Source organism: Sphingomonas sp. Y38-1Y, assembly GCF_032391395.1.
In the GTDB taxonomy this organism is placed as follows: domain Bacteria; phylum Pseudomonadota; class Alphaproteobacteria; order Sphingomonadales; family Sphingomonadaceae; genus Sphingomonas.
This window is the reverse complement of the sequence record NZ_CP135916.1, coordinates 1703259-1724111: the sequence shown is the minus strand read 5'-3', so window position 1 is coordinate 1724111 and position 20853 is coordinate 1703259. Positions and strand designations below refer to the sequence as shown.

The window sequence follows — 20853 nt, the reverse complement described above, 5'->3', positions numbered from 1 at the left end:
GAACACAGCACTGGCAATCCACGATAGAACGATAACGCGATCGGCGCGCTAAAGCACCGCTGCGCTCAGCCTCAGGGCTGCGGCGGCGGTCCGCCCGGTGCGGCGCCGCCCGGCGCGCCCTGGCCCTGCTGCATCTGCATCATCTGCTGCATCTGCATCTGGCGGACGACTGCCTCGGGCACGAAGTCGACCATCTCGATGTCGAAGACCAGCAGCGAATCGCCGGGAATGACTTCCTGGCCCGTCTGGGGGTTCGTCTGCGGCGACGCGCCGTAAGCGAGCTCGGGTTTCAGCCAGAAACGGTACTTGGCGCCCTTGGGCATCAGCTTGACCGCTTCGGAGAAGCCGGGGACGACGCCCTTGGGGCTCATCGGCGTGGGCTGGCGGCTCTCGTCGAAGACGGTGCCGTTGCGCAGCGTGCCCTTGTAGTTGACGAGCACGAGATCGTTGTCGGTCGGCGTCGCGCCGCCCCGACCCTTGTCGAGCACGCGGTACTGAAGGCCGCTCGCGGTCTGGGTCACGCCCGGCTGGCCGGCGTTCCAGGAAAGGAACTGCGCATTAGTGCCGGTATCGGCCAAGACAGCCGCCGTGCCCTTCCACGCCAGGCCGAGCGCGACCAGCGCCGCCGCGGCGATGCCGATCCACAGCCAGACGAGATAGCCGCGCTTGACGGGCGCGATCGGGACGGCGGTGATCGACATGACTCGGGCTTCCAGCAGAAACGAAGGGGCTGGCGACAGGCCGCGCCGCCGAACCGGTCAGCGCGGGAAACGAAACGGCCGACCGCGACGGGCCGGCCGGAGCGTCTTAACGGGCGCCGTCGCGCTCGAGGCGCTTGCGCTCGAGCTTGCGCGCGCGGCGGACCGCGGCGGCGCGCTCACGCGCGCGCTTCTCGCTGGGCTTCTCGTAGTGGCGACGCAGCTTCATCTCGCGATACACGCCTTCACGCTGCAGCTTCTTCTTGAGCGCGCGCAGTGCCTGGTCGACGTTGTTGTCGCGAACGATGATTTGCATAAGGCCGTCTTGCTCCGAACTGAATAATGCAATGCCAATGGGGTCGCCGAAGGATACCCCTCGCACGTTGCCCTGCCCCCTAGCGGCGAAAGCGGCGCGTGGCAAGTCGCCAGCGCCGCGATCCGCCGGGAATGGGCGTCAGTCGAGGATGATGTCGCCTTCGCCCGGCTTCGACGCGACGATGCGGCCGATCGCCTCGAACAGCGCGTCCATTGCCACCGGCTTGAACAGCACCTCGTCCGCGCCCAGGCGCTTGCAACGCTCGGTCAGATCGGGCGCCGTGTCCGCGGTAACGACGATGATCGGCAACTCGCCCTTGGCATCGCCGCGTGCGCGGATGCGCTCGATTGCCTCGAACCCGTCCATGCCCGGCATGCGCAAGTCGACGAGGATGACGTCGAACTCCTCGTCATCGATGCGGCGAAGTCCCTCTTCGGCTCGATCCGCCTCCGCCATTTGAGCGCCGGCGACGTCGAGCATATCGCGAACGACGCGTCGATTCATCGCGTCGTCCTCGATGAACAGGATGTTCATCGCCGGTTCTCCGGCTGACAAACGTTACGGATGTGGTTTGCGACCATAGGTGCCCTATCTGCCTAAGCCGCCTCGGTGACAAGGGGCGGATCGCCCGTCGTCACTCCAAAGAGACGCTCGGCAAGCGCAGGGCCTGCTATCGGCTTCAAGATCACCGTCACGCCAGCGTTCCTCTCCGCCAGCTCGGGGACGCCGTCACCCGGCTGTTTCCAAAGAACAAAGGTGTGGGCGCCGCGTTCCGTCGCCCGTGCCGCGAGGTCGGCCAGATTGGACAGGCGCTCCGCGTCGTCGGGACCCAGCAGGCCCGCATCGACGAGCAGCCGCTCCGCCCCCACCAGGGCGGCGATCGCCGCGTCGACATCGTCGACGGGGACAACGCGGCCCGCACGCGGCTCCAGCAGCGTCTTGAGCATGCTGCGCGCGATCGGGTTGCGTTCGAGGAGGATGAGTCCGCCGACCCCGCCCTCCGCCGCGGCGGCGACCGCGACCGGCACTTCGGCGGGAATTAGCGGCAGCGTCACGGTGAAGGTCGACCCGACGCCCTCGCGACTCTCCACCGCGATCGTGCCGCCCAGCGCCTCGGCCAGGCTGCGGCAGATGGTGAGGCCCAGGCCCGTGCCACCGAACTGCCGTGTGGTGGTCGAATCGGCCTGTCGGAACGATTCGAAGATGTCGGCATGCTTGTCGGCGGGAATGCCGATGCCGGTATCGGAAATGGCGATCGCAAACCGCTCACCCACGCGGCGCGCCGACAGCCCGATTGCGCCTTCGCTGGTGAACTTGAGCGCGTTGCCCAGCAGGTTGAACACGACCTGTCGCACCCGTGCCGGATCGGTGACGATCCAGCCCGGCGCGGTCGAGAGGTCAAGGTTGAAGTCCAGCCCCTTGGTCCGCGCCTGCTCGCTCCACATGCGCGCGGCGGCGTCGAGCAGTGCGCGCAGGTCGACCGGCTCCGGCAAGACCTCCAGATGGCCGGTCTCCATCTTGGCGACGTCGAGGATGTCGTCGACGAGCGAGCGCATCGTCAGGCCGGCGCCATGCACCACCTCGACGCGGCTGCGCTGCGCCGGCGGCAGGCCGCGGTCGGCGAGCATCACCTGCGTCATGCCAAGGATGCCGTTCAGCGGCGTGCGGATCTCGTGGCTGGTCGTCGCGAGGAACTCGGTCTTGGCGGCGAGCGCCTTGCCGAGCGCGGCATTGGTCGCCTCGAGCTCGACATTGGCGGCGCGAACCTGGTTGCGGCTTCGCTGAATGGTGACGAGGCCGAAGCTCAGCAGGCCGACGATCACCGCGGCGCCGCAAACGATGCCGATCGTCAGGGTGCGCTGGAAGCGGGCGCGCGAGCGTTCGAGCGCGACGCTGGCGCGCAGCTCCTCCGCCTTGAGCCGCGCGATCCGCAGTTCCTGATTGGCGAAGTCGAACCGCGCCGCCATCAGCGCGGTGTTGGTCGACGCCGCGAGCCGCGTTTCCTCATCGGTCAGCCGCCGCAGCGCCTGAAGATGCGCCAGCGCGAGCGGCGCATCGCCCGCGGCCTTGTAGACCTCGTACGCGACCACGTGCGCGTCGCGGAAACTGGCGGCGGTCGTGGTCAGGTCGACGCCCTCGAAGACGGGGGCGATCCGCCGTTGTGCTTCCAGCAGGTTTCCTTGGCGCAGGGCGAGCTGCGCGGCGACGCTTTCGATCTGCGACCGAGCCGCTCGCGCTTCGGGACGCGCGATCAGCGGCAAGGCCGCGCCCAGCGCACGTTCCGCAGCCTCCAGCTGGTCCAACTCGATATAGGCGTTGGCAAGATTGCCGAGAATCCTCGCCTGCAGCGGCACCACCCCGCGCTCACGCGCAAGACTTAGAGCGCGGGTTAGTTCGACCGTTGCCTCACGATAACGTTCCTGTGAGATCAGCGCGGTTGCGCGATTATTGTAAAGCGCGAGCGTCAGGACCGGATCATCGGGATAGGCCTCTTCAGCCTGGCGATAGTAGCGGTCGGCGTTCGCGAAATCGCGGCCATCGGTGTAAAGATTGGCGATGCTTTGCAGCGCAATGGCCTGCCCCCGCGCATCACCGGACCGGATGAAGGCTTGATAAGCCTGCTGATAGGCGGCGAGCGCGTCGGCAACCTTGACCTGATGCGCGAGGATGCCGCCGCGGGTAAGCTGGATGTCGCCAAGCAGCTTGGTGTCGCCCATCCCTTGCGCCAGCTCGCTCGCGGCGGCCGCGAGGCGGTCCGCCGCCGTCGCGCGATCCAGCCGAATGAGCGCTTCTCCGCCAAGCCAGCGCGCGTTCGCCAGCGCCAGACGACGAAGGCGCGTATCCCCGAGGGCAATGGCGGCGCCCTCAGCCACCTGTGCTTGAGCGAAGGCGTTTTCCGGATCGGCGAGCATCGCTGCGCGCGCAGAAGCGAGCGGACTGGCGACCGCATTCGGCAACTTCACGGCGGTCGGTTGCGCGACCACGCTGCCGCCACTCACCAGGCAGGCGAACATCAGGAGGAGACGAATCGCGGCGCGCATTGCCGCATTCTGCGCCGCAAAACCTTGCGGTCGCGTCAACGGGAGCGTCAGGCGCGCTTCCAGAAGCTCTCGGGCCGGCCGAAGCTCGGCCGCATCGCCGCCGTCGCGGTCAGATGGCGCTCCTCGTCGAGGAACTGTCGCAGCGCGCCGATCACGATCGGGCGGCTGATGAGGAAGCCCTGCGCCATGTCGCAGCCCATGACGCTGAGCAGTGCCATCGCCGCCGGCGTCTCGACGCCTTCGGCCGTCACTTCCATGTCGAGCGCGTGGGCAAGGTCGATCGTCGATCGGACGATCAGCGGATCGCGGTTGCTGCTCGTCAACTCCAGGACAAACATCTTGTCGATCTTGAGCTCACGCGCGGGCAATTGCTTCAAATAGGCAAGGCTCGACAGGCCCGCGCCGTAATCGTCGATTGCCAGCGTGACGCCGATCTCGGCGAACATGCGCAGATGCCGGATCGCGCTTTCGGGATCGCGGATCACCGCGGTCTCGGTGATCTCGAAGCCGACCTGCGCCGATACGCCGCGCACCATCGTGCAGACCTGATCGACGAAATCGGCGTCGGCGAGCAGCACGCCGGAGATGTTGACGAAGATCGGGATGTCGTGCCCTGCCCCCGCCAGCAGCTGCTGGTCGGCGATCGCCTGACGGATCGTCCAGAGCGTCAGCGCGCCGATCTTGCCGCATTCCTCGGCAAGCGGAATGAAGTCGCCGGGCAGGATCAGTCCGCGCTGGGGATGCTGCCAGCGGACCAGCGCCTCTACGCTGGTGATCTCCTGCCGGCGCAGATGCACCTTCGGCTGGTACTGGAGGAAGATCTCGCCATTGCCGATCGCTCGCGACAAGTCGCGCATCAGCGACAGCCGGTCATATGCGTGCTCGGCGCGGCTGAGGTCGCGCACGACGTCCTTCTGATCGGTACGCGCCTGCGCCAGCGCCGCCTCGGCAGCCTCGACCAGGCGGACATCATCGCGATCATGGCTCGGCATTGCCGCGCCCGCCATCACGAGTTCGAGAAGGTGCGGCTCGCCGTCGATGTCGAGCGGCTGGGCGAAGCAGTCGCGAAGACGGCGAATGGCGCTGTCCGCCTCGGTCGGCAACGCGCCCTCGAACGCGATCTCGAGCGTGGTGCGCCCGACCGGCATGATCCGCGCGCCCGGAAGGATCCGCGCCATCACCGACGCGACGTCGTCCGCCAGAAAATCGGCTCGTGACCGGCCAAGATGCCGGCGTAGCGCCCCGAAATTTCCGATCTGCGCCAGCAGCAGCAACTGCCATGCCGGCAGACCGACGGGCGAGGTGGCGACGATCGGCGTCGGGAGGGCGTCGGGCGGCATTGCCCCTCCCCGATAAAGGCAAGGGCGTTGAGAACTGGTTAACCCCAAAAGATGTGCCGCAACGGCACCGACCAGCGAAGTCGTTCGCTTTACGAAAGATTAATTTCTTGTTAAGGACGTCGACGGGGCCTGATCGTCCCCGCTGGGAGAAAAAACATGTATGACGTCCTGTTCCGGGAAGTGTACGGCGAGACCATTCGTCCGTTCTGAATCCTGAATGGGTCTCGGATCGACGCGCCTGGCGGGTCGATCCGAGCCTTTCAGAGACAGATTGAAAAAGGGCACCCGCGCGGCGGGTGCCCTTTTCGATTCAGCCGTCCGATTCAGGCGCGGCGGACGCTCAGATGCCGCCGTCGACCACATCGTGCCCCGCCGTCTCCAGTGCATCGACCAGCGCCGCCAGACAGGCATCAAGGACTGCAGGATCGGTCCCGCGAACGACGAAGTTCGCGCCCGTTCGCCCTTCGCGAAAGAAGGGATAGCTGCCGATCGCGACCGCCGCGACGTCGCCGTCGCCGCGATAGGTCCGCTCGGTCGCGCGTAGTAGTTCGGCGACCTCGCTCTCGCCCACCCAGCAGCCGATCGTTCGCGCGATCAGCGGTCGCCCGCCCTCCAGCGTGCCGGTCAGCGCCTCGAGCATCCCTGCGGTGATGTGCGGCACGCCGGCCAGGATGAACAGGTTGCCGTGGCGGATGCCCGGTGCGCCAGACACGCGATTGGTGATGAGCTCGGCGCCGTCCGGCACGCGCGCCATCCGCAGCCGCGCGTCGGTCAGCCCGCCGCGCGTCGCATAATAGCGTTCGAGGATCGCGCGCGCCTCCGGATGAACGACCACCGCGACGCCCAGTGCCTTGGCGATCGCGTCGACGGTGATGTCGTCGTGCGTCGGCCCGATCCCGCCCGTCGTGAAGCAATAATCGCAGCGGTGCCGCAGCGTATCCACCGCCTCGACGATCGCCGCTTCGCGATCCGCCACCACGCGCACCTCGGCAAGGCGGATGCCCTGCACGTTGAGCCAGGTCGCCAGCTGGGCGATGTTCTTGTCCTGTGTCCGACCCGACAGGATCTCGTCGCCGATGACCACGAGGGCAGCGGTCCAGATGCGTTCGCTCATGGCCCGGGCATAGCGCGGACCCGCCCCCTCGCAAAATCCCGGTCGAAAGGCTATGTCCGCCCGATGACCGACTATGTGACCGTTGCCCCCGACACGCCGCTTTCGCGCAGCGGCGCAATCCACCTTTATGGCCGCGACGCGTTCGACGGCATGCATCGCGCGGGTCGCCTCGCGGCCGAGATCCTCGATGCGATCGTGCCGCTGATGGTGCCCGGCACGGAGACGCGGACGATCGACGATGCGATCCGCACCAAGATGCTGGCGGGCGGCGCCGTGCCCGCAACGCTCGGCTATCGCGGCTACACGCACAGCTCGTGCATCTCGATCAACCACGTCGTCTGTCACGGCATTCCATCGGATCGCGTCCTGAAGGACGGCGACATCGTCAATGTCGACGTCACGCCGCTGCTGGACGGTTGGCATGGCGACACCAGCCGCATGTACTTGATCGGCGACGTCGGCCTGAAGGCGCGGCGGCTGGTCGAGGTCACCTACGAGTGCCTGATGCTCGGGGTCGAGCAGGCGAGGCCCGGCAACACGCTGGGCGACGTTGCGCATGTCATCCAGCGCTATGCCGAAAAGCACCGCTATGGCGTGGTCCGCGACTTCTGCGGCCACGGCGTCGGCCGCCTGTTCCACGACGCGCCCGAGGTGGTGCACATCGGCAAGCCCGGCACCGGCCCCGAGCTTCGTCCCGGCATGATCTTCACGATTGAGCCGATGATCAACATCGGCCGTCCCGACGTAAAGCTGCTCGAGGATGGGTGGACGGCGGTGACGCGCGACCGCAGCTTGTCGGCCCAGTTCGAGCATTCGATCGGCATCACCGAGGATGGCTGCGAGATCTTCACCGTCAGCCCCGCAGGCTTCCACCAGCCGCCTTATGACTGATCGACTGCCCGCGGATCGGGCATCCGCGGGCCAGTTGCATCTTTCTGAGGCAGGTTGGCGCAGAGATGCGCGCGCTCTGCCTCCTTTTTGCGTGGTTTTCGGCTGGCACACTTGATGCAAAGTCCCGCGCAGGGGATGTTGGGTCCATTGATTCCAACTGGCGGGGATTCGTCGCGTGAAGAAGATCGAGGCCATCATCAAGCCGTTCAAGCTCGATGAGGTGAAGGAAGCGCTGCACGACGTCGGCGTCTCCGGCATCACCGTGACCGAGGCCAAGGGCTTCGGCCGCCAGAAGGGCCATACCGAGCTTTATCGCGGCGCCGAATATGTCGTCGACTTCCTGCCCAAGGTGAAGCTGGAGGTGGTGGTCGAGGACGGTCTGGCCGAGCGCGTGGTCGAGGCGATCGCCGCGGCGGCGCAGACCGGCCGCATCGGCGACGGCAAGATCTTCGTCATCCCCGTCGAAACCGCGCTTCGCATTCGCACCGGCGAACGGAACGACGACGCGATTTGACGCGGCGCAGCGAACTCGCTTTGGTAAAAACGACCCCGACATTTCCTTGCGCGATTCGCCGCGCAGACTTGCTGAACACGAAAGGGATTTGAATGGCCACGGACGCCGGCAGCATCATCAAGCGCATCAAGGACGAAGAGATCGAGTGGGTCGACCTGCGCTTCACCGACCCTAAGGGCAAGTGGCAGCACCTGTCGATGGTCGCCTCGGCGCTTGACGAGGACCAGCTGACCGACGGCCTGATGTTCGACGGCTCCTCTATCGAGGGCTGGAAGGCGATCAACGAGTCGGACATGGTGCTCAAGCCCGACCTGGACGCGGTCTATACCGATCCGTTCTCGGCGACGCCGATGCTGATCCTATTCTGCGACGTGGTCGAGCCCTCGACCGGCGAGCTCTACGCCCGCGATCCGCGCTCGACCGCCAAGCGCGCCGAGGCGTACGTCAAGACGACGGGCATCGGCGACACCGTCTATGTCGGCCCCGAGGCCGAGTTCTTCATGTTCGACGACGTCCGCTTCGAGAACACCTATTCGTCGAGCTTCTACAAGATCGACGATATCGAGCTGCCGGGCAACTCGTCCAAGGAATATGAAGGCGGCAACATGGGCCACCGCCCGCGCGCCAAGGGCGGCTACTTCCCCGTCGCGCCGGTCGACAGCGCCGTCGACATCCGCGGCGAGATGGTCTCGACCATGCTCGAGATGGGCTTGCCCTGCGACAAGCACCACCACGAGGTTGCCGCCGCGCAGCATGAGCTGGGCCTGACGTTCGGCACGCTGGTCACCACCGCCGACCGCATGCAGATCTACAAGTATGTCGTGCACCAGGTCGCGCATGCCTATGGCAAGTCGGCGACCTTCATGCCCAAGCCCATCAAGGACGACAACGGCTCGGGCATGCACACGCACTTCTCGATCTGGGAAGGCTCGAAGCCGCTGTTCGCGGGCGACGGCTATGCCGGCCTGTCGGATACCTGCCTCTACTTCATCGGCGGCGTCATCAAGCATGCGCGGTCGTTGAACGCCTTCACCAATCCGACGACCAACAGCTACAAGCGGCTGGTTCCGGGGTTCGAGGCGCCCGTGCTGCTCGCCTATTCGAGCCGCAACCGCTCGGCGTCGTGCCGCATCCCGTACGGCACGGGTGCCAAGTCGAAGCGCGTCGAGTTCCGCTTCCCCGACGCGATGGCCAACCCGTATCTCTGCTATGCGGCGATCCTGATGGCCGGCCTGGACGGCATCCAGAACAAGATCCATCCGGGTGAGGCGATGGACAAGAACCTCTATGACCTGCCCCCCGCCGAGCTGGTCAACGTGCCCACCGTTTGTGGTTCGCTCCGCGAGGCGCTGATCGCGCTCCAGGAGGATCACGACTATCTGCTGAAGGGCGACGTGTTCACCAAGGACCAGATCGAGGCCTATGCCGAGATCAAGTGGGCCGACGTCATCCGCTTCGAGACGACGCCGAGCCCGGTCGAGTACGACATGTACTACAGCGCCTGAGGCGCGGCTGCGTCCTCGCCGGTCGCAGCGCGACAGGCGCTGTCGGCCAGCGCAGGCGAAGTCAGCGACCGACGACGCGGCTCTGTCGCGGCGAGCCAAATGAAAGGGCGTCCGGCCAGACCGGGCGCCCTTTTCGCTGGCGCTCATCCACATGGGCACTCAAACCCATGGGAACCCCTGCCCGCCCCCGTCCATTCCGCGCCTGAACGTTGAAAGGACAGGCGATGCAGGCGCGGACGGCGGCGATGGTGGGCGGACTGGTGGCGGGCGTGGTGACGACCGCGGCGATGTGGGCGGGGCGCAAGTCCGGCGTGCTCGGCAAGACGCTCGATCGCGACGCCGTCGACTGGATCGACGATACCACCGGGTCGCGTGAGGTCATCGGCGACACCGGCACCAGCCTGGTCGAGTTCGGCAACCACCTTGGCGCCTCGGCTGCGTTCGCCGGTCTGTATGCCAAGCTGCGCGAGGCATTCCCCGACGCCCCGCCCGCGGCGCTGGGCGCGCTGTTCGGCACCGGCCTCTACCTCGTCAACATCGCCGGGATCGCGCCGCTGATTGGTATCACCGAGGGTGAGACGAACGCGGGTCCGCGCAAGGCGTCGGAGCGCTGGGCGGTCCACGTCCTCCAGTCGGTCGTGACCGCGATCGTCATGGAGCGGCTGATGTCGAAGCCGGCCAAGGCATAAGCGGCTTGGCAGCGCGGCGGCGCTCCGCCTAGCGTACGGTCATGCACAAGCTGACCCTCGCGATCGCCTTCGCCGCCCTGCCCCTTCCCGCGTTCGCGCAAACGCCCACCGAGATCGCGGCGATGCGCACGGCGGTCGCGGCCGACGCGAGCCGCAACGAAGCGCTGCTCGAGCGGCTCGTGGTCCAGAACTCCGGCACCCTTAACCTCCCCGGCGTCAAGGCAGTAGGCGAGCTTGTTCGCAGCGAGTTCGAACCACTCGGCTTTACCGTGAACTGGGAGGATCAGTCGGCGGTCGGCCGCGCCGGGCATCTGGTGGCGCGGCACAAGGGCAGCGGGCGCGGCAAGCGGCTGCTGCTGATCGGTCATCTCGACACGGTGTTTGAACCGTCCTCCCCCTTCACGGGCTTCAAGCGTGAGGGCGGACGCGCGATCGGGCCGGGCGTCGGCGACGACAAGGGCGGGATCGTCGTCATCATCGGCGCACTGAGGGCGATGCAGGCGGCGGGGACGCTGAAGAACGCCGACATCACCGTCTATCTCACCGGTGACGAGGAACGGGCCGGCGCGCCGGCGGAGAAGGCTCGGGCCGGGCTGGTCGCCGCGGCAAAGGCGAGCGACATCGCGCTCGAGTACGAGAATTTGGCGACGGAGAACGGCACCGAATACGGCACCGTCGCACGCCGAAGCTCGACCAGTTGGGAGCTGAAGACCACCGGCGTCACCGGTCATTCGAGCGGCGTCTTCGGCGACGCGCTCGGCTATGGCGCGATCTACGAGATGGCGCGCATTCTCGATGGCTTCCGTCGCGAGTTGCCCGAGCCCAACCTCACCTACAATGTCGGGGTGATGGCCGGCGGCACGCCCGCGGCGATCGACGCGGCCGGCGTGACCGCGACCGGCAGCGGCAAGACCAACATCGTCGCCGAAGCCACCGTCGCGCGCGGCGACCTTCGCACGCTGACGCCCGAGCAGGACGCGCGCGTGCGAGGCAAGATGACGGCGATCGTCGAGAAGCACCTGCCGCGCACCGGCGCGACGCTGACCTTCTTCGACGGCATGCCGCCGATGGCGCCGAGCGAGGGCAATCGCGCGCTCCTGGCGACACTCAATGCTGTCAATCGCGACCTCAAGCTGCCCGAGATGCCCGAATATGATCCGGCCAAGCGCGGGGCGGCGGATTCCGGCTGGGTCGCGGCGATCGTCCCGACGCTGGCGGGGCTAGGCCCGGTCGTCGGCAAGGCGCATGCCGAGGGCGAATGGCTCGACCTCTCCAGTTTGCCGCGGCAGGCGTTGCGGAACGCCGCGTACCTGACGCGCCTGTCGCGGGAACCGCGAAGCCGTTGAATTGTCGTGGCTGTCTGTCTCAGGAGAAGATCGGATGGCCCTCACCGCACTCGCGCTCAACTGCACGCTCAAGGCGGATCAGTCGCAGCAATCCTCGACCGACGCGATGATCGCGGTGCTCGCCGACGCGTTCAAGGCGCACGACGTGACGATCAGCGAGACGATCCGCGTCGCCGCGCACGATGTGAAGCCCGGGGTGACCAGCGATGAGGGCGATGGCGATGCCTGGCCGGCAATCCGCGAGAAGATCCTGGCGCACGACATCCTGATCTTTGGCGGCCCGATCTGGATGGGCCAGATCGGCAGCGTCGCCAAGCGCGTGCTGGAGCGGATGGATGCCTTCCTCGACGAGACCGACGATCAGGGCCGGATGCCGAGCTATTCGAAGGTCGCGATCGCTGCGATCGTCGGTAACGAGGACGGCGCGCACTGGTCCTCGGCGCAGCTCTTTCAATCGCTCAACGACGTGGGCTTCACCATCCCCGCTGTCGCTGCCTGCTACTGGGTCGGTGAAGCAATGGGATCGACCGATTTCAAAGACTTGGACGAGACACCTGAGACGGTGACGAAGACGGCCAAGATGGTGGCATCGAACGCCGCGCACCTCGCAGGACTTTTGAGGGACGCGCCGTATCCGGGTTAAATTCTTCGTCACCCCGGACTTATACCGGGGTCCACCGTTCCGCAAACCAAGCCGCGCTAATTACGCGGACCAGTGGACCCCGGAACAAGTCCGGGGTGACGGATAAGCCTTAAGGTACCAGCACCGTACTTCCGACCGTCGTCCCCGCCTCCAACTCTTCATGCGCCTCAGCCACCGCTTCCAACGGAAAGCGCTGGCCGATCTCTGCGCCGATCGCGCCCTTGCGGAGCATCGCAAACACGTCGTCGACGTAGCGCTGCCGCGCCTCGGGCGTGGTGGCGTAGTGGAACAGCGTGGGGCGGGTGACGAACAGCGAGCCTTTGCCCGACAGCACGCCCAGATTGACGCCCTCGACAGGACCGCTCGCATTCCCGAAGCTGACGATCAGCCCCCGCGGCGCGGCGCTGTCGAGCGATGCGGCCCAGGTGGCGCGCCCGACGCTGTCGAAGATCACCGGCACGCCCGCGCCGCCGGTGATCTCGCGCACGCGCGCAGCGATATCCTCGGTTTTGTGCAGGACGACGTGCGCGGCACCCGCCTGGCGGACGCGCTCCGCCTTGGCCTCGGTCCCAACGACTGCGATCACCTCTGCGCCGATCGCCTTGAGCCAGCCCGTCAGGATCAGCCCGACGCCGCCCGCCGCGGCATAGACGAGCACGGTTTGCCCGGCCTGCACCCTGGCGCAATCCTCGATGAGCATCGCCGCGGTCGAGCCCTTCAGCATCAGCGCCGCCGCATCCTCGTCGCTGACGTCCTCCGGCAGGCGGACGAGCTGGTCGGCCGGCGCCGTGCGATGCGTCGCATAGGCGCCGCGCGTGGTGAAGGTGCCGACCCGGTCACCGACGGCAAAGCCCTCGACGCCGTCGCCGAGCGAGTCGATCACGCCCGCGCCCTCCGATCCCAGCACCGCGGGCAGATCGATCGGATAGAGGCCCGAGCGGTGATAGGTGTCGATATAGTTGAGCCCGATCGCGGTGGCGCGCAGCCGCACCTCGCCGGGGCCAGGCTCCGGCAGCGCGGTTCCGACGAAGCTGAACACCTCCGGCCCGCCGGTCTTTTCGATGCGCTGGACGTGGGTCTGCATGGGAACGACTCCTGATCAGTAATCGCGCGAGACGCGCACGTTGACGCTTTGCCGCCCGATCGTCGAGATGGTCGACAGCACCGACAGCCAGCGCGTGAACTGGAACTCGGCGCGGGTGGCGGAGTAGCCCGCGCCGTCGCTGATGATCTCGACATAGGCGCGGCGGGTGATGAACTTGCCCGCGGCGATCGCGGTCTGCTGGCCCGTTTGCGGATCGGCCGAGAGGATGCGGAGGCGATCGAGGCCGGCGGCCCGGCGCAGCGCATTGATCGGGTTGAGGCCGTCGCCGCCCTCCTGCAACGCCGCCACCGCGCCGGCGAGCTGCAACGCCTCCGGCGCGGACAGGCTGGTGATCGAGGTGCCGAACAGCAGGCGGGAGAGCAGCTCGTCCTCGGGCAGCGCAGGCACGCTGGAGAAGCCGATCTCCGGCTTCAGCGCGGTGCCGGTTACGCGGATCGTCGCGTTGAGGCCCTGCGTATCGGCGTTCGCCTGAATGTCGAGCGCAGGGTTGGCGGGGACGGCGCCGTCGAAGCGGATCACACCGCGCTCCAGGTCGAAGTCGCGCCCGGCGAACTCGTAATCGCCGCGGATCAGGTCGGCGCGGCCGCGGATGCGCGGGTTGGTCGGCTCGCCGTCGATGCGAAGGTCCGCCGACCATTCGCTGTCGAGGCCGAGGCCGGTGACCGCCATGCCGCCCGGCGCCCGCGCGCGCAGGTCGAGCTTCCACGGCGTGACGGCGCGGGTTTCCTCCTCGCCTTCGGGCAGGTTGATCTCCGTGATGTTGAGCCGCGGGATCGCCGCGGCGGCGGTGGCGCGGCCCAGGCGATAGCGGCTGGAGTCGAGCGTCACCTCGCCCGCGACCGTGCCGCCGGCGCCGTCGCTCCGGATCGTCACCGGGCCGCTGATCGACGCGCCGATATCGTCGCGGTTGATGACGAGCGCGTTCTTCGCCTCTAGCCGAAGGTCCATGCCGAAGCCGCGCGCGGCGGCAAGGTCGAAGGCGCCGGCGCCGGTGATCGTCCCCTGCCGCCCATCGCTGGCGGCGAAGCGATCGATGACCAGGCGCGAGCCGTCGAAGCGGCCGGCCGTCTGAACCCGGGTGAGAACGGTGCCCATCACGCCGCTGGCGATCCGCGCATTGTCGCTGCGAACCAGCCCGCGGATGCGCGGATCGGCGAGGCGCCCCGACACGTCGGCACCGATCTGGACGGGGCCGGACAGGTCGAACAGCTCGATCCCGGTCAACCGCCATAGCGTGTCGGCGGGCCCGCCGTAGCGAAGCTGGGCGAACAGGGGGGCGTTGGCGAGGCGGGCCACGAGCGTGCCGGTCCCGAGCGGTGCCATCCGCGCCTGCGCGCGCCCGACGACGCGGCCGCCCGACGCCATGACCGCGCGGAAGCCCGCTTGGTCGGGGCGGAGCACGCCGCGCAGGCCGACGTCGATCGGCGTCGCCGACAGGATGAGGCCGGCGCGGCTGAGCCCGCGGACGGTCATGTCGATGCTGCCGGTGGGCGCGCCGCTGCCGCTCGCCGAAAAGCTGAGCTTGCCTGACGCCGAACCGCCTAGGCCGAGCCCGGGATAGCCGATGTCGAGCACGCCGAGCGGCATGCGCGTCAGGCTTGCCTCGATCGCGGTGGTGTCGGTGCCGGTGCGGCCCGAGAGCTGCGCCTCACCGCCGGCAAAGGTCAGGCGGGTCGACGCCAGCGCCCAGCCATCGCCCTCGCGCGTCAGCACCGCGGGCGTGACCAGCTTGAGCGGGCGGCCATCGACCTGCCCGCCGCCGGTCAGCGTATAGCGGTCGGGCGCGATCGCCGCGGCGAAATCGAGCGCGAACCGGCGACCTCGCGATCCCGCCAGCGTGACCGATGCGGTGCCTTCGCCGCCCTGCATCCGCAGCCGTCCGTCGAGCCGGGCAAGGCTGAGCGCGCCGCGCGTCAAACCGCGGGCAAAGGCTTCGGCGGTGAGGTCGGTGCCTTCGGGATCGAGCGCGAGGCCGAAGCGCAGCCGACCGGTGCGCACGCGCGTCCCCGCCAGGCTCGCCGCCTGCGCGGTGAGGTCGCCGTCGATACGTTGGACGCCACCGACGGGCGCGAAGCCGATCCGACCCGACAGGCCCCCGCCGGCCACGTCGATCGCGCCCGAAAAACCGCCCTCGACGATGTCGAGCGCGCCCTGGCCGCGCGTGCCCGCGACGTCGAGCCGGTCGACGACGATGCGCGCGGTGCCGCCGCGCGGCAGCAGGATCGTCCCCGCGCCGGTGAACGGCCCCAGCCGCGACCCGCCCTCCGCCGTGTAGCGATACCCTTCGGCCACCGGATCGAGCACCGCGCGCACGTCGCTGAGTCCCAGCGCCTCCTGCGGCCGCGCGAGACGCAGGCGCAGCGCCGGACGGTCGATCCGCCCGTCCAGGCTGAGGACGACGGGGCCGTACTGGCTGGAGACGCCCTGCCCCTCGAACACGAAGGTGCCGTCGATCCGGCGATAGCCGTTGCCGCGAAGGTTCAGGCCCGGCGAGCTGAGGCGAAGGTCGGTGAAGCGGAGGATGCGGTCCGGCCCGCGCTCCAGCCGGGTGACGATCCGCGGCAATCCTTGCGTCAGCGAGCGGAAGAAGGCGTTCTCCAACGTCAGCATCCGCGCGCTGCCCGTGCCGACGATGCGCGTCCCCTGCCCGCCCGCGCCCGGCACCACGGACAGCCGCGTATCGACCTCGACCACGCCCAGGCCGGGGATGCGGTAGCGCCGAAGGCCGCCTGCCAACCCGACCTCGTACCGGCCGGTGCGCAGGTCGAGCATCAGCATGATGCGGCCGTTGAGCTGATCCGATCGCACCTGAAGCGCATCGGCGGTCAGCATCGTGCTCGTGACCTTGAGCGGTCCGGAAACCGACAGGTTGCGCAGGATGCCGCCCGCGACGTCGCCCACGCCCGTCACGCGCGCCGCAGTGAGCGACAAGGGCACGATCACCGGCGCCTTCGACAATCGCCCGCGACCGGCGGCACGCACCCCCTCGAACCCGGTCTGGTCGAACGCGGCGCGGTCGGCGGTCAGGCGATAGTCGAAGCTGGCGCGGTCGAACGCGCCGTCCAGCACCACCCGCGCACGGACGTTGCGGCCGGTCATGTTGGGGAACAAAGCGGGCGGACGCAGCAGGCGGATGTCGGTGACGAGATTGCGCCAGCCGCTGGTCGCCAGATCGACGCCGCCGACGCTGTCGATCGCCACCGCGGCGCTGCGGAGCGACAGCCGGCCGTTTAGGCGCCGATCGGCGAGCGTCGCATTGCCAACGACGCGGATCGATGGCTGCGACAGGCGCTGGAGGCGACCGCGCAGGAGCGTGGCGGGGGCGACCGATCCTTCGAGCGCATAGCGGCCGGCATCCACGCCGAGCCGGAGGTCGACGATCCGCGCCGCCCCGACCTGCGCCCGCGCGGCGCCGCGCCAGCGTGCCCAGCTGCCGTCGCCCTCGACGGCGAACGCGACGGGACTGCGCACACCGATCGCGCGCGCGAGGACACCGTCGCGACGACCGCGGCCCCGTGCGGCGAGGTCGAAGCGGTCGCGATCGGGGGCGGCATCGAGCTTGAGGCGGACGAAGTCGCTGCCCTGCACCAGCCCCGCCAGGTCGATCAGCGCGCGCCGGTCGCGAACGTCGCCGCGGCCGATCAGCCGCGCGATCCGCCGCTGTCCCGCGACTGCCGGCGTCAGTTCGAGCCGGTCGACGCGAAGCTGTCCCACGAGGATGTCGAAGCCGGGCAGGATCGGTCCGCGCCGTCCAGTCGGGTTGGGCTGCGGCAGCTTGTGGAGCGTCGCGGCCGGCACGACCAGGCTGCGGATGTCGAGCCGGTTGCGCGTCCAGGCGAGCGGCCGCCAGTCGAGCTCGGCACGGGACGCACTGAACACCAGACCCTTGGGATCGCGGATGGTCACGTCGATCAGCGTGGCGCGGCCATAGATCGATCCCTCGATCCGGCCGATGCGGTACTTCATGCCGTCGCGCGGGCTGAGCGCGGCGATGCGGTCGGCGATGAAGCGGTGGCCGGGCTGCGTGTCGATCAGCAGCAGCGCTGCGCCCACCAGCAGCACCAGCGCCGCAACCAGCCCCAGCAGCCAGCGCCACCAACGGCGCGGCGCGCGCGGCTCCGGCGTGGGCGCGACCTCCTCGCTCAAAAGGCCTGCCCCAGGCTGACATAGACGGCGATGCGAGAGTCGCCGGGCTGCGGGTTGATCGGCGTGCCGACGTCGACGCGGATCGGGCCGAAGTTCGAGTAATAGCGGACGCCGACGCCCGCGCCGTAGCGAAAGCCGGAAAAGCGCGGCAGCGGCGAGGTGTAGATGTTGCCCGCATCGAGAAACGGCACGACACCGAAATTGCCGAACGCCTTCACCCGCGCCTCGATCGAGAATTCGGTCAGGCTGCGCCCACCGATCGGATCGTTGTTGACGTCGCGCGGCCCGATCGACTGAAAGCCATAGCCGCGCACCGACGCGCCGCCGCCGGCGTAGAAGCGCCGCGACGGCGCGATCGCGTCGCGCGGTGCGCCGAGAATGGTGCCGAGCCGCGTGCGAGCGGCGATGACCAGCCGCTCGCCGACCGGACGATAGACGCTCGCGTCGATCTGCGTCCGCGCATAGCCGAAGGTTTCGCCGGACAACGACACCTCGGGCGAGAGGCGCCCGCCCAGTCGGAAGCCCTGCGTCGGATTGAGCAGGTCGTCGGTGCCGTCATGGGTCAGGCTCGTCGGCAGCGCGCCGATGAAATAGGTCCGGATGCGCGGCTCGCCGGTGGCGACGATCACGTCCTGCTCGCGGCTGGCGGCGAGCTCGGCGCCCAGCGACCAGATCCACGCCTTTTGGAAGAAGATGTTGGTCTGCCGCTCGAGCGTGCCCGAGAGCAGCAGCGTGTCGGCCTGATAGGCGTCGCGCTGAAGATGTGCGGCGGTCGCCTGGAGCGTCAGCACACGGTCGCGCTGGCCGAAATTGTTGCGGCGAAAGGTGACGCCGGCGAGCTGCTCGCGCGTGCCGGCAACGCCGCGCAATGTCAGCGCGCCTTCGGGCGGGAACAGGTTGCGATGCGTCCAGCTCGCCTCCACGCGCGCGCCCTCGCCCGTGCCATAGCCGATCTCGCCCGCGATCGTCCGCGGCGGCGCCGGTGCCATGCGGACCGCCAGGTCGACGGTGCCCGGCTCGGTGCCCTTCACCGGCTCGATACGGACGGCGGAGACGAGGCCGGTCTGGACGATCGCGCGGCGCAGATCGTCGACCGATCCCTGGTCATAGGGCTCGCCGGGGACGAAGCGGGCGATCTCCTGGACGTGCTTGCCGTCGAACACGCGGTCGTCGCGCGTCGTGATCTTGCCGAAGCGCAGCGCCTCGCCCGGCGCGACCTTGACCGCCAGCGTGGCGGTGCGGGTCGCGTGGTCGACGACGATGCGCGGCTCGCCCACCTCGGCAAAGGGAAAGCCCTCCCGCCCGATCCGCTGCCTGAGGTTCGCCTCCGCCGCGGCGATGGTGTCGGCGTTGACGGGGTCCTTGGGCTCCACCGCGAACGCCTTACGCAGCTCGTCGGCCTTTCCGCCGGCGGTCTCGACGCCCTCCAGCGTCACGCCGGCGAAGCGATAGACGTCACCGGGCACCGCGGTCAGGAACACCGTCAGCTCGCCCGCCGCCGCCTCGACCCGGGTCTGCACCTCGGCGTCGTAATAGCCCTCGGCACGGAGCAGTTCGTCGAGCAGGCCCGCATCCTCGCGCGCGCGGCGGTCGAGCTGGGCGGCGTTGGCGGGCTTGTTCTCGCCCTGGCGCAGGCTCGACGCCTCGTTGAAGCGCTGGCGCATCAGGTCGGTCCAGATCGCGTCCATTCCCTCGACGCGGTAGCGATAGCGGGTTTCGGCAGCGACCTGGACCCCGCTGTCGGCCGGCGCCGTCGGGTCGGCGGGATCGGCCTGAAGATCGGGCCAGTCGAGGCCGAGCTCGGGCATGGGCGCGAGCGGATCGCCGGGATCGAGCAAGGCGTCGTCGGCAGGGCGCGCGCCGTCCTGCGCCCACGCGGCCGCGGGCGTCAGCGCGATCAGGCCGGCGGCGGCAACGGACCAGCTTCGCCGGCGGACAGCACACATGGGCTCTGCCTATTGCGTCGCTGCCGCCGCGGCAATGGTTCAGTCCGCGGCGGCGAGGCTGGCGACGCGCGCACGGTGCTCGGCCGCGCCGAACGGAAAGTGGAGGAACAGCCACGCCGCGCTGAAGCTGAGCACCAGATAGGCGCCGGCGAACAGGATCGTCAGCCAGTCGAGCGTGTCGGCGCCCACTTGTCCCGGCTTCGCGCCCTCCGGAAAGCCGACCGCGGCGAGGATCAGGCCTGAGACGAAGATACCGATCCCGCTGGTGCATTTCTGGACGAAGAAAGCGCCGGCGAAGAACACGCCCTCGCTGCGCTTGCCGGTCCGCACCTCGCTATGCTCGACGACGTCGGCCATCATCGATGCGCCCAGGATCGCGGTGCCGACGCTGACCGCAGTGTTGAGCGTGTAGATGGCGAACAGGATCGGCAGCATCGCCGGCTCGCCGGGTTCGGGGAAGATGCCCGCGAGGCGCAGCGCGAACGGCGTCGCCTGAAGGAGCCCGGCCGAGACGATCATCGACGCCGCCGCGCGCGGCTTGCCGATGCGCCGCGCGATCGCGGGGGCGCCGACGAAGGCGATGACGACGCCCGCGAACAGCACCGCCGCCAGCCACGCGAAGGTCGCGGTCTCGAACTTCCACACGAAGGTGTAGAGATAGTTGGAGAGCGCGAAGCTGATCCCCTGATTGGTATAGGCGAACAGCCCCGCCGCCATCAGGATCAGGAACGGCCGGTTCCGCACCGCGCCGGTCAGTTCGCGAAACGCGGTGCGAACGCCGCCGGGCTCGATCTCGGGCTTGGGCAGTCGTGCGATCTCGCGGTGGGTACCGGCGGCAGAAACGAGGATGGCGACGAACATCGCCGCCGCGCCGGCGATCGCGAAGCCGCGATAGCCCTCGCGGTTGAGCAGGCCGTTGGTCTGCCCCGCCTCCGGCACCAGGAAAAGCTGGTACGCGGCGAGCAGCATCAGGAGCCCGCCGGTCCACCCGAAGATATAGCGATAGGCGGTGATCCGCGTCCGCTCGTCATAGTCGGCGGTGAGCTCGGGCGTCAGCGCCTGGCTCGGCACCTCATAGGCGGAGACGGCGGTGCGCACGACGACCGCGGCGCCGAACAGCCAGGCGAGCGTCCAGCCGGAGGCGAGCGCGGGCGGGTTCCACAGCGCGACCCAGCCGAGCGCGATCGGCAATGCGGCGGCGTACATCCACGGATGCCGCCGTCCCCAGCGGCTGCGCGTCCGGTCCGACGCGACGCCGATCATTGGGTCGATCACCGCATCGAGCAGCAGCGCACACATGACGACGAAGCCGACCTGCGCCGACGGCAGCCCGATCACCTGGTTGTAGAAAAGCAGCAGGAAGGTGCCGAAGCCATTGTCCTTCACGCCGTAAGCGACCGCGCCGAAGCCATAGGCGAGCGTCGTCGCCGTCGCCACGCGGCGCACCGGCGGCAGCGCGTGCGGATCGCCGGTTCGCGCGTCGGGTATCGCGCCGCTCACCGGCTGGCACCCGTTCGGTATCGAGTTTGGAAGATCGGGTATGTGTTTCGGCTTGCCAT

The 20853-nt window shown here is 68.7% G+C and carries 16 protein-coding genes; 6 read left to right on the top strand and 10 right to left on the bottom strand.

Going from position 1 to position 20853, the window contains the following annotated elements; all coding sequences use genetic code 11:
* Window positions 1-71 precede the first annotated feature (71 nt).
* The 6 genes from RS883_RS08250 to RS883_RS08225 form a co-directional block, all read right to left on the bottom strand.
* On the bottom strand, window positions 72-701 hold the full coding sequence (locus RS883_RS08250; protein ID WP_315764777.1) for an FKBP-type peptidyl-prolyl cis-trans isomerase: 630 nt from the start codon (window positions 699-701) through the stop codon (window positions 72-74).
* A 106-nt stretch (window positions 702-807) separates the two neighbouring features.
* Complete coding sequence (gene rpsU, locus RS883_RS08245; protein ID WP_034160206.1) at window positions 808-1014, bottom strand: 30S ribosomal protein S21; 207 nt, start codon at window positions 1012-1014, stop codon at window positions 808-810.
* A 138-nt stretch (window positions 1015-1152) separates the two neighbouring features.
* Complete coding sequence (locus RS883_RS08240; protein WP_315764774.1) at window positions 1153-1548, bottom strand: response regulator; 396 nt, start codon at window positions 1546-1548, stop codon at window positions 1153-1155.
* Between the two features lie 62 nt (window positions 1549-1610).
* Window positions 1611-4055 (bottom strand): ATP-binding protein, encoded by a 2445-nt coding sequence (locus RS883_RS08235; protein WP_315764771.1) that lies wholly within the window; start codon window positions 4053-4055, stop codon window positions 1611-1613.
* 47 nt (window positions 4056-4102) lie between these two features.
* Window positions 4103-5395, bottom strand: coding sequence for an EAL domain-containing protein (locus RS883_RS08230; RefSeq protein WP_315764769.1), 1293 nt, complete (start codon window positions 5393-5395; stop codon window positions 4103-4105).
* Window positions 5396-5735: 340 nt separating this feature from the next.
* Window positions 5736-6509, bottom strand: a complete 774-nt coding sequence (locus RS883_RS08225; RefSeq protein WP_315764767.1) for a competence/damage-inducible protein A — start codon at window positions 6507-6509, stop codon at window positions 5736-5738.
* Window positions 6510-6572: 63 nt separating this feature from the next.
* Here RS883_RS08225 and map point away from each other — a divergent pair, with 63 nt between their 5' ends.
* From map to RS883_RS08195, 6 genes are all read left to right on the top strand, one after another.
* Entirely contained in the window at window positions 6573-7400 is an 828-nt protein-coding gene (gene map / locus RS883_RS08220; RefSeq protein WP_315764766.1) for a type I methionyl aminopeptidase, read from the top strand.
* A 175-nt stretch (window positions 7401-7575) separates the two neighbouring features.
* Window positions 7576-7914, top strand: coding sequence for a P-II family nitrogen regulator (locus RS883_RS08215; protein ID WP_315764764.1), 339 nt, complete (start codon window positions 7576-7578; stop codon window positions 7912-7914).
* Between the two features lie 92 nt (window positions 7915-8006).
* Window positions 8007-9419 carry a type I glutamate--ammonia ligase gene (gene glnA, locus RS883_RS08210; protein WP_315764759.1) on the top strand — a complete coding sequence of 471 codons (1413 nt, stop codon included), beginning with the start codon at window positions 8007-8009 and terminating at the stop codon, window positions 9417-9419.
* A gap of 224 nt (window positions 9420-9643) precedes the next feature.
* Window positions 9644-10108 carry a hypothetical protein gene (locus RS883_RS08205; protein ID WP_315764757.1) on the top strand — a complete coding sequence of 155 codons (465 nt, stop codon included), beginning with the start codon at window positions 9644-9646 and terminating at the stop codon, window positions 10106-10108.
* A 41-nt stretch (window positions 10109-10149) separates the two neighbouring features.
* Window positions 10150-11454 carry a M20/M25/M40 family metallo-hydrolase gene (locus RS883_RS08200; RefSeq protein ID WP_315764755.1) on the top strand — a complete coding sequence of 435 codons (1305 nt, stop codon included), beginning with the start codon at window positions 10150-10152 and terminating at the stop codon, window positions 11452-11454.
* A 34-nt stretch (window positions 11455-11488) separates the two neighbouring features.
* Complete coding sequence (locus tag RS883_RS08195) at window positions 11489-12097, top strand: flavodoxin family protein (protein ID WP_315764753.1); 609 nt, start codon at window positions 11489-11491, stop codon at window positions 12095-12097.
* Between the two features lie 109 nt (window positions 12098-12206).
* Here the strand turns inward: RS883_RS08195 and RS883_RS08190 are convergent, their stop codons facing one another.
* From RS883_RS08190 to RS883_RS08175, 4 genes are read right to left on the bottom strand one after another with little or no spacing between them, the layout of a single operon-like run.
* Complete coding sequence (locus RS883_RS08190) at window positions 12207-13181, bottom strand: quinone oxidoreductase (protein ID WP_315764751.1); 975 nt, start codon at window positions 13179-13181, stop codon at window positions 12207-12209.
* A 15-nt stretch (window positions 13182-13196) separates the two neighbouring features.
* Window positions 13197-17348 carry a translocation/assembly module TamB domain-containing protein gene (locus RS883_RS08185; RefSeq protein WP_315764749.1) on the bottom strand — a complete coding sequence of 1384 codons (4152 nt, stop codon included), beginning with the start codon at window positions 17346-17348 and terminating at the stop codon, window positions 13197-13199.
* Window positions 17345-19294: an autotransporter assembly complex family protein gene (locus tag RS883_RS08180; RefSeq protein ID WP_315764746.1), complete on the bottom strand. Its 1950-nt coding sequence runs from the start codon at window positions 19292-19294 to the stop codon at window positions 17345-17347. The genes RS883_RS08185 and RS883_RS08180 overlap by 4 nt, the downstream gene beginning before the upstream one ends.
* A gap of 39 nt (window positions 19295-19333) precedes the next feature.
* Window positions 19334-20794 carry an MFS transporter gene (locus RS883_RS08175; protein WP_315764744.1) on the bottom strand — a complete coding sequence of 487 codons (1461 nt, stop codon included), beginning with the start codon at window positions 20792-20794 and terminating at the stop codon, window positions 19334-19336.
* Window positions 20795-20853: the final 59 nt, after the last annotated feature.